7 protein-coding genes and 1 pseudogene are annotated in these 7964 nt (G+C 75.5%); 4 read left to right on the top strand and 4 right to left on the bottom strand.

Features of this window, described 5'->3' with window-relative positions:
• Window positions 1–120: pseudogene (locus M8J74_RS45185) on the top strand (phosphatase PAP2 family protein); the annotation flags it as partial.
• A gap of 93 nt (window positions 121–213) precedes the next feature.
• Here the strand turns inward: M8J74_RS45185 and M8J74_RS34520 are convergent.
• The 4 genes from M8J74_RS34520 to M8J74_RS34505 form a co-directional block, all read right to left on the bottom strand.
• Window positions 214–429 (bottom strand): I78 family peptidase inhibitor, encoded by a 216-nt coding sequence (locus M8J74_RS34520; protein WP_249840214.1) that lies wholly within the window; start codon window positions 427–429, stop codon window positions 214–216.
• Between the two features lie 387 nt (window positions 430–816).
• The gene (locus M8J74_RS34515) at window positions 817–1809 is read right to left on the bottom strand and encodes a helix-turn-helix transcriptional regulator (protein WP_249840213.1); all 993 of its coding nucleotides are present in this window, start codon (window positions 1807–1809) and stop codon (window positions 817–819) included.
• 15 nt (window positions 1810–1824) lie between these two features.
• Entirely contained in the window at window positions 1825–3120 is a 1296-nt protein-coding gene (locus M8J74_RS34510) for an ABC transporter substrate-binding protein (protein ID WP_249840212.1), read from the bottom strand.
• A complete protein-coding gene (locus M8J74_RS34505) occupies window positions 3089–3664 on the bottom strand; it encodes an MTB12 C-terminal domain-containing protein (protein WP_249840211.1) in 576 nt (191 codons plus the stop codon). Before M8J74_RS34505 ends, M8J74_RS34510 begins: the two co-directional genes overlap by 32 nt.
• 134 nt (window positions 3665–3798) lie before the next feature.
• Between M8J74_RS34505 and M8J74_RS34500 the strand changes: the two genes are divergently transcribed.
• The 3 genes from M8J74_RS34500 to M8J74_RS34490 are packed head-to-tail and all read left to right on the top strand — an operon-like array spanning window position 3799 to window position 7942.
• Entirely contained in the window at window positions 3799–4272 is a 474-nt protein-coding gene (locus M8J74_RS34500; RefSeq protein WP_249840210.1) for a hypothetical protein, read from the top strand.
• A complete protein-coding gene (locus M8J74_RS34495; protein ID WP_249840209.1) occupies window positions 4272–7253 on the top strand; it encodes an ABC transporter permease subunit in 2982 nt (993 codons plus the stop codon). Before M8J74_RS34500 ends, M8J74_RS34495 begins: the two co-directional genes overlap by 1 nt.
• Entirely contained in the window at window positions 7250–7942 is a 693-nt protein-coding gene (locus M8J74_RS34490) for an ATP-binding cassette domain-containing protein (RefSeq protein WP_249840208.1), read from the top strand. Before M8J74_RS34495 ends, M8J74_RS34490 begins: the two co-directional genes overlap by 4 nt.
• Window positions 7943–7964: the final 22 nt, after the last annotated feature.

Genomic DNA, 7964 nt, shown 5'->3' with positions numbered 1-7964 from the left:
GGCCCGCACACGGCCCGCTCGGAGCGCACGCCGGTCACCCCGGCCGGCAGCCGTCGGCCACCGCACTCCGACCGCGTCCCGCGCGGCACGCCGGCACCGGCCCGCCCGCTGGGCGGCTGACCGGCCGAGGACGGCGGGGGTCGGTACGCACAGCCACCCCCCGCACGAAGAAGGGCCCCGGTTCCCGACGGGAACCGGGGCCCGCGTGTCGTCTCAGCCCTTCCAGGCCCGCACCACGAGGCCGTCCCGCACCTCGAAGTTGAGCCGGCCGGCGCGGTACTCCATGGTGATGATCGCCCCCGGCGGCAGGGACCGCACCGTGGTCCAGCCGCGCTCGCGCGCGCGCCGCTCGGCCTGCGCCGCGTCGAGGCCGACATACGCCTCCGGACTGTCCTGGGGCTCCGCCTGCGGAGCGGGAATCGGTGCCATACGGGAACGGTAGGCGCTGCCTCCGGAACCGGGAAGGCCGGGCCGGTCCCAGGAGTCACAGATCCCCCGGCGGTCACACTTCTGTCACAGGATCACGACACGCGTTTCGACCGCGCTGCGTCACACGTATGAGCGGTCCCGTACGCCTTGCGCAGGCATTCGACCGTAATTCCGGCGTGTCGCGGGCCCTTGTCGAATAGCCCGGCGTAAAGCACCGCGAGAAGCGCTCCCGACCTCCCCGGCATTCGAATCCCGCCCGATTCCGGGCCCGGCCCAGGGGGCCGGCACCGCAGAGGAAATACACGGTTCCGACACAGAACCCCCGCACGCCCTCCTGCCCGGCCCGGGCCGCGGCATGCCCCCCGCAGGCCGGATGCCGGCCCCGCCTCACACGCCCGCCGACGGCCCCGGGGCCGCCGCTCGGAGGAGCGCGCGGGACAGCCGGTCCCGGGCGGTCCTGATCGACTCGGTCAGCTCGGCGGGCTCCAGCACCTCGAACTCGAAGCCCGTCATCATCACGTGGATCACCATGACGTCGAGGTTCGCGGCGCCGGTGCGCAGCACACAGGCGCCCGGACCGTCCGGCTCCAGCTGGCCTGCGGTCGGCGAGATCCGCTCCGCGGCCTCCTCGACGGGCACCAGCAGCCGTACGACGGCCCGCGCCGCGTACGCGCGCGTGGAGACGCCCGCCGACACGTACGCGGCGAGGTCCTCGGCGGGCGGGGTGCGCGGGGCGAAGCGCGGGCCGTGCGGCGGCCTGGGGGTGACGCGGTCGACGCGGAACGTACGCCAGGCGTCGCGGTCGAGGTCCCAGGCGACCAGATACCAGCGCCGCTCGCTGCAGACGAGGCGGTGCGGTTCGACGGCGCGGCGGGAGGCGGAGCCGTTGTGGTCGCTGTAGTCGAAGCGCAGGCGCTCCGAGTCCCGGCACAGATTGGCCAGCTCGGTGAGGACGGCCGGGTCCACGGTGCCGGACCGCGGGCCCCGGAACATCGGCACGGTGAAGGCGTTCAGGGCGCCCACCCGGCGGCGGAGCCTGTTCGGCAGCACCTGCTCCAGCTTGGCGAGCGCCCGTACGGACGTCTCGCCGATGCCCTCGATGCCCTGTCCGGCGGCCGTGCGCAGGCCGACGGCCACGGCGACCGCCTCGTCGTCGTCCAGCAGCAGCGGCGGCAGCTCGGCGCCCGCACCGAGCTGGTAGCCGCCGCCGGTGCCGGGGCTGGCGTTGACGGGGTAGCCCAGCTCGCGCAGCCGGTCCACGTCCCGGCGCACGGTGCGCGCGGTGACGCCGAGCCGGTCGGCGAGCTCGGCGCCGGACCATTCGCGGTGCGCCTGCAGCAGCGAGAGCAGGCGCAGGAGTCGTGCCGAGGTCTCCAGCATGGGCCCCAGTCTGTCTCAGGGTTCGTACGGCAGCTGCGGCACCTCGAAGCACGTACGGTTCATGTCCCCTTGCGCCACCCATCCCCTGCCGTCCTGCCAGCGGGCCACCGACAGACAGGTTCTGCGGGTCTTCGGCGGCTTCGGCAGGGGTGCGAAGGAGACGGGCAGGAGGAGGCCGCCGGCGGTGTAGTCGCGGCTGCTGTTCACGAAGGCGTCGACGCACGCGCGCGTGATGCCCGTCCGCGCACAGGACTTGGCGGCGTCGGTGAACCACCGGGCGGCCGCCCAGCCCTCCAGCTGCCACTGGGAGTGCGTCTTCAGTCCTTCGGTGGCGTCCCGGAACTCCCGTACGGCCGCGTTGCCGGTGTCGTCGAAGTCGCGGCTGGAGCCGGTCGCCCACAGGGCGTTGCGGCAGCGCGGGGAGTCCTTGTAGTCCTCGGGGACGGTGGACGTCCAGTTCTGCACGTTGGTCACCTTGGCGACGACCTTCGCGCCGACCTCGTCCATCGCCCTGCACAGCTGGGCGTTGCCGTGGCCGTCGATGGCGTCGAAGACCAGGTCGGCGCCCTGCTGCTTCAGATCGGCCGCGGCCGCGCGGAAGTTGGGCAGCGCGAAGTCGACCTGCTCGGTGACCACCTTGTAGCCCTCGGCCTTCAGGCCGCGCTGCACGAGCCGGGCGTAGGCGGCGGAGGCGGCCTGGTTGTAGGACACGACCGCGGCCGTACGCGCGCCCTTGACGCGCTTGAAGTAGCGGTAGACCTCCGTGCCGCCGTACAGCTTGCCGCCCCAGCCGGGGGTGCCGTCGCGGGGCGCGGAGCTGCCGTAGATGCCGTACAGGTGCGGCCAGGTGTCGTAGGCGGCGCCGATGGGCTGGCCGCCGATGTCGGGCACGCCCGCGTGGGAGACGCGGGGGGCGCCCGCGTAGTCCAGGGCGGTGGTGGCGACCAGCGCGACGACCCTGTCCTCCTCGATCAGCTGGCGCACGCAGGTGTTGTCGCCGACGCCGCTGCCGCCGTCGTCGCACTCGTGCACCTCGACGCGGCGGCCGTCGATGCCGCCGCGCGCGTTGAGGCGCTCGAAGTAGGCCTTGGCGCCCTCGCCCGGTCCGGTGAAGGTGTCGCCGCCGACCGGACTGGTGGCGCTGGCGACGATGCCGACGGGGATGGGCGCGCCGCCGCCCGGCGCCGGGGTGCGGGTGCCGTGCTCGAAGTCGCTCTCGGGCAGCCGGCTGCCGCAGGCGGTGGCGACGACGAGCAGCAGCGCCGCGGCGGCCGCGCGCTCAGCAGCCGGGCGCCGGCGAGCCGGACGCATCGCCGCTCAGTTTGACCAGCGCGCACAGCGTGTTGACGGACACCTTCCAGGTGCCGCCCTGCAGGACGGCCGTGCCGGAGGCGTTCGGCAGGGCGGTGGCGCCGTTCAGGGTCAGCGCGTACGTCACCGTCGCCTGGTCCGGCGATGTGAACTCGATCTTCTGGACCTTCGCCTGGACCTGCCCGCCGCGCTTGTCACCGCTGAAGGCCTTGAGCACCGGGGCCATCCTGGTGCCGTTCTCCAGGACCTTCTGCTTCTCCGCCAAGGGCGTCTTGGGGTCGAAGAACTTCTGCCAGTCGGCGCTGATCTGCTGCTTGGCCGCCGCCGGGTCGGCCGGCGCGGTGGCCGGCGCGCTCGCCGTCTTCTGCACGGACGGCGTGGGGGGCGGGCTGGAGCTGCCGCCGCCGCTCTTGTCGCTGCACGCCGCGAGGACCGGGGCGAAGATGAGAACGAGGGCGGCCAGCGCCGCCGTACCCCGTCCCACCGCCCGTGGGCCGTGCCCCCTCGCCGCGTTCCCCCGCCTGAGGTCGCTCCCGAGAACCATCTGGCTCACCACCGGGTGTCCATCCGGGCAAGGTGCGCCCGGTGCTTTCAGGGTCAGCTTCCAGAAGGCATAGTGCAAGCCATTGGCTGACATGGACAGACACACGACGTGTGTGAACGGACGAGGAGCCAAAGATGCGGACAGCGCGACTGCGGACCGTGCACCCCGTGCTGTGGGCCGGCTGGGCCGCGCTGGCCGCGGGCGCGGTGCTGTGCGTCATCGGCTGGTACGGCGTCTCCGGCGAGCGCTACGCCGAACGGCAGCTCCCCTACCTGGCCTCCTGCACGATCCCCGGCGCCGCGCTGATCGTCGCCGGGGCGGTGCTGCTCACCCACGGGCGGAGCGCCCTCGCGACCGCGCGCGTGGAGGAGCTCTACGGCCTCCTCGTCACCGAACCCGCCGACGCCGACGCGTCCGGGCCGGCGGTCACCGCGCCCCTCGCGGTCAGCGGGGACCTGCTGATGGTGCCCGGCGGCACGCTGTGGCACCGCGCCGACTGCCCGCTGGTCGCCGGGAAGGCGGAGGCGGTCCCGGTGGACGCCAAGGTCCTGGCCGGCGGCGAGCTGGGCCCGTGTCCCATCTGCGAGCCGTCCGAAGAAACCGACTGATGTCCTCACTCACCTACGACCTCACGCTGGCCGGTCTGTCGGTCGGCAGCGCCGCCGCGCTCACCGGGATCGGCCTGATCGTGACGTACCGGGCGACCGGTGTGCTCAACTTCGCGCACGGGGCCATCGCCATGGTGTGCGCCTATGTGCTGCGGCAGTGCGTGGTGGAGTGGGGCTGGCCGCTGTGGCCTGCGGCGGCGCTGACGCTGGTCTTCCTGGCCCCCGCGATCGGCGTGGCGCTGGAGCGCTTCGTCTTCCGTCCGCTCGCCGTCCAGGGCGGCGACCCGGCGCAGACCCTCGTCGCGTCCATCGGGGTGTTCGTGCTGCTGGTCGGCGGGGCGGCGCTGCTGTGGGGGCAGGGCGCGCGGGACGACGCACCGGAGCTGGTGTCCGCCGATCCGTGGGGGCAGCTGGCGGTCGTGCTGGTGCTGGCGGCGGGGGTCGGTGCGGTGATCCGCTGGACGCGGTTCGGGCGGGAGCTGCGGGCCGTCGTGGACGACCGGCGGCTGGCGGTGCTCGGCGGGATCGACGCGGACCGGGTGGCGGCGGCGGGGTGGGCGTTCGGGGCGTTCACCGCGGGCCTGACGGGCGTGCTGCTCGCGCCGTACGTCCGTCTCGACCCCTACGGTCTGCCGCTGCTGGTCATGGAGGTCGTCGCGGTGGCGGTCGCGGCACGCATGCGCAGTCTGCCGGTCGCGGTGCTGGTCGCGCTGGGCGTCGGGATCGCGCAGAGCCAGCTGACGCGGCTGCATCCCGCGGGCTGGGCCGGGCCGTTGCTGCAGACGGTGGGCGCGAACCTGTTCGTGGTGGCGCTGCTGGTGGCGGCCCTGGCGCTGCCGCGCGTCGGCACCCGGGACGCGCTGCCGCGCACGGCCACCGCGCGCGTGCCGACGCCCCCGGGCGCGTGGATCGTCGCGGTCGTGCTGTTCCTGCTGCCGCTGGGCTTCGCGGGCTCCGACCTGCACACGTCGGTGCAGGTGCCGGCGCTGGGCGTGGTCCTGCTGTCCCTGGTGGTGGTCACCGGCCGGGGCGGCCAGATCTCCCTCGGCCAGGCCGCCTACGCGGGGCTCGGCGCCCTGTTCACCGCCCTGCTGGCGGCGGGCCGCTTCCCGGGCCTGCCCCGCCTGCCGGAACTGGCCGCTCTCGCCGTCGCGGTCGTCCTGGTCGCCCCCCTGGGCCTGCTGACCGGCTGGCCGGCGATCAGCCGCAGGGGCCTCGCCCTGGCGCTGGCGACCTTCGCGGTGGGCGTCGGGGTGAGCCGCTTCGTCTTCGCCCAGCCGTACGCCACCTCGGACCTGGGCCTGGGCCGCCCGGCGGGCTTCGACGGCGACCGCGCCTACTACGTCCTCGAACTCGTCCTGCTCCTCGCCGCGTTGCTGGCGACCCGGGCGCTGCGCCGAGGCCGTACGGGCCGGGCCCTGGCCGCCATGCGCGACCACGAGGCCGGGGCGTCGGCGGCGGGCGTGCCGGTCCCGTCCCTGAAACTCCTGGCGTTCGTCGCGGGCGCCGCGCTGGCCGCGCTCGGCGGCGGCATGCTCGGCATGGGCCTGCGCGCGTTCGACCCGGGCGCCTACGACCCCGTGCGCGGCCTGCTGTGGTTCGCGGCGGTGGTGGTCCTGGGCGCGGACAGCACCCTGGGCGCCCTGGCCGCGGCGGCCCTCCTGGTGGGCCTGGACGCGGGCACGCGGGGCGGCGTCGCGGCGGCCCTCATCGGCGTCCTGGCGGTCCTGATCGGCCGCTTCCCCGGAGGCCCGTACGAGGCGTGGCGAACGGCGACGGCCCGTCTGCGCCCGCACCGCGCGACGGAACTGACCGAGGCGGGCTCGCGCGCGCGAGCGAGGGCCCGGCACACAGCGACACCGACGCCCCGGCGGCGGACCCCGGCGGGCGGGACGGCGACGGGGCGGGGGGCCTCGGGGGAGGTTGCGACTTCCGGCACCGGGGGCGCCACGGCCGCCCTGGGTACGGGAGACGCGGCACCCCCGGCAGAGGAGAACCTCGCGCCCCCGCCGGACAGGCACCCTGCAGCCCGCCCCACGGAGAACCTCACGACCCCGCCCGACAAGTACCCTGCGGCCCCACCCGCGGAAAACCTCGCGGCCGGCCCCGACAAGCACCCCCCGCCCTCACCCGCGGAAAACCTCGCGCCCCCGGTCGGCGGGATACCGGCGGCCCCCCGCGGACGGCGCTCGGCCGGTGGCGGGGGGCGGTCCGGGCAAGGGGCGCCCGCGCCCGACGGCGCATCCGCCGTCACCGGCGCTGTGGGCGGAGGCGCCTTGGTGCGTCGGCCGCCGCGCGCCGCCCTTCTCGTGGCGCGCGGGCTCCAGGCCCGCTACGGGGGCTTCACCGCCCTCGACGGTGTCGGGCTGGAGGTGCACCCGGGGCAGGTCACCGCCGTCATCGGGCCCAACGGCGCCGGCAAGAGCACCCTCTTCCACTGTCTGGCCGGCACCCTGCGTCCCGCGCGCGGACAGGTGCTTCTCGCGGACCGGGACATCACGCGTCTGCCGGCTCACACCCGCACCCGCCTCGGGATCGCCCGCACCTTCCAGCAGCTGGCCGTCTTCCCGTCCCTGACCGTGGCCGAGAACGTCCGCGTGGGCGCCGAGCAGGGCCGGGTCACCGACCCCGGCGCCGTGGACCGCGCCCTGCGCCTGTTCGACCTGGACGGCCCCCTGCGCACGCTCCCCGCCGCCGCCCTGCCCACGGGCACCCTCCGCCGGGTGGAGCTGGCACGGGCCCTCGCCGGCGGCCCGCGCGTCCTGCTCCTCGACGAGCCCGCCGCCGGCCTGGACAGCACCGAGGTCACCGCGATGACCCGCGTCCTGAAGGCCCTGGCGGCCGACGGCACCGCACTGCTGGTCGTCGAGCACGATCTCGACCTGGTCGCCGACCTCGCCGACGTCGTGCACGTCATGACCGCGGGCCGCATCGTCGCCTCCGGCCCGCCCGACCGCGTCCTGCAAGAGGCCGCCTCGTGAACGCCGGCATCTCGCTGCGGCACGCGCGCGTGCGCTACGGCCCCCTGGAGGCCCTGCACGGCGTCACCCTCGCCGCGCCCGGCCCCGGCCTCACCGTCCTGCTGGGGCGCAACGGTTCCGGCCGTACGACCGTCCTGCGCGCGCTGGCCGGAGCCGTGCCGCTGTCCGGCGGGGCGGTGGTGTGGGACGGCGCCGACGTGACCCGGATGCCGGCGTACGAGCGGGCCCGGCGGGGCCTGTGCCTGGTGCCCGAACGGCAGGCGGTCTTCGGCTCCCTCACCGTGCGCGAGAACCTCGAACTGGCGGCGCTGGACGTCGGCTTCGCTCTGGAGGCCTATCCCCCGCTGGAGAAGCTGCTGCCGCGCCGCGCCGGCACCCTCTCCGGCGGCGAGCAGCGCATGCTCGCGCTCTCCCGCGCCCTGCTGGCACGCGCGCGCGTGGTGCTCGTCGACGAACCCGCGCAGGGCATGTCCCCGCCGGTCGCCGCCCGTACGTACGAGCTGCTGGGCGGTCTCGACGCGTGCGTGGTCGTCGCCGAGCAGCGGCTGCCGCCGGCGCTGGAGGGCCGGGGCGCCGTGTTCGTGTACGAACTGCGGCGCGGCGCGGTGGTGTTCGGCGGGCAGGCGGCCGAGCTGGGACGAGGGACGCCGCGTGGGCCGTCGCGGGGGCGCCGGGACGTACCGGGATGACGCCGGGGCCCCGCCCGGTCGG

Source organism: Streptomyces panaciradicis (assembly GCF_023516615.1).
In the GTDB taxonomy this organism is placed as follows: Bacteria; Actinomycetota; Actinomycetes; order Streptomycetales; family Streptomycetaceae; genus Streptomyces; species Streptomyces panaciradicis.
This window is presented reverse-complemented; position numbering and strand designations above follow the sequence as displayed.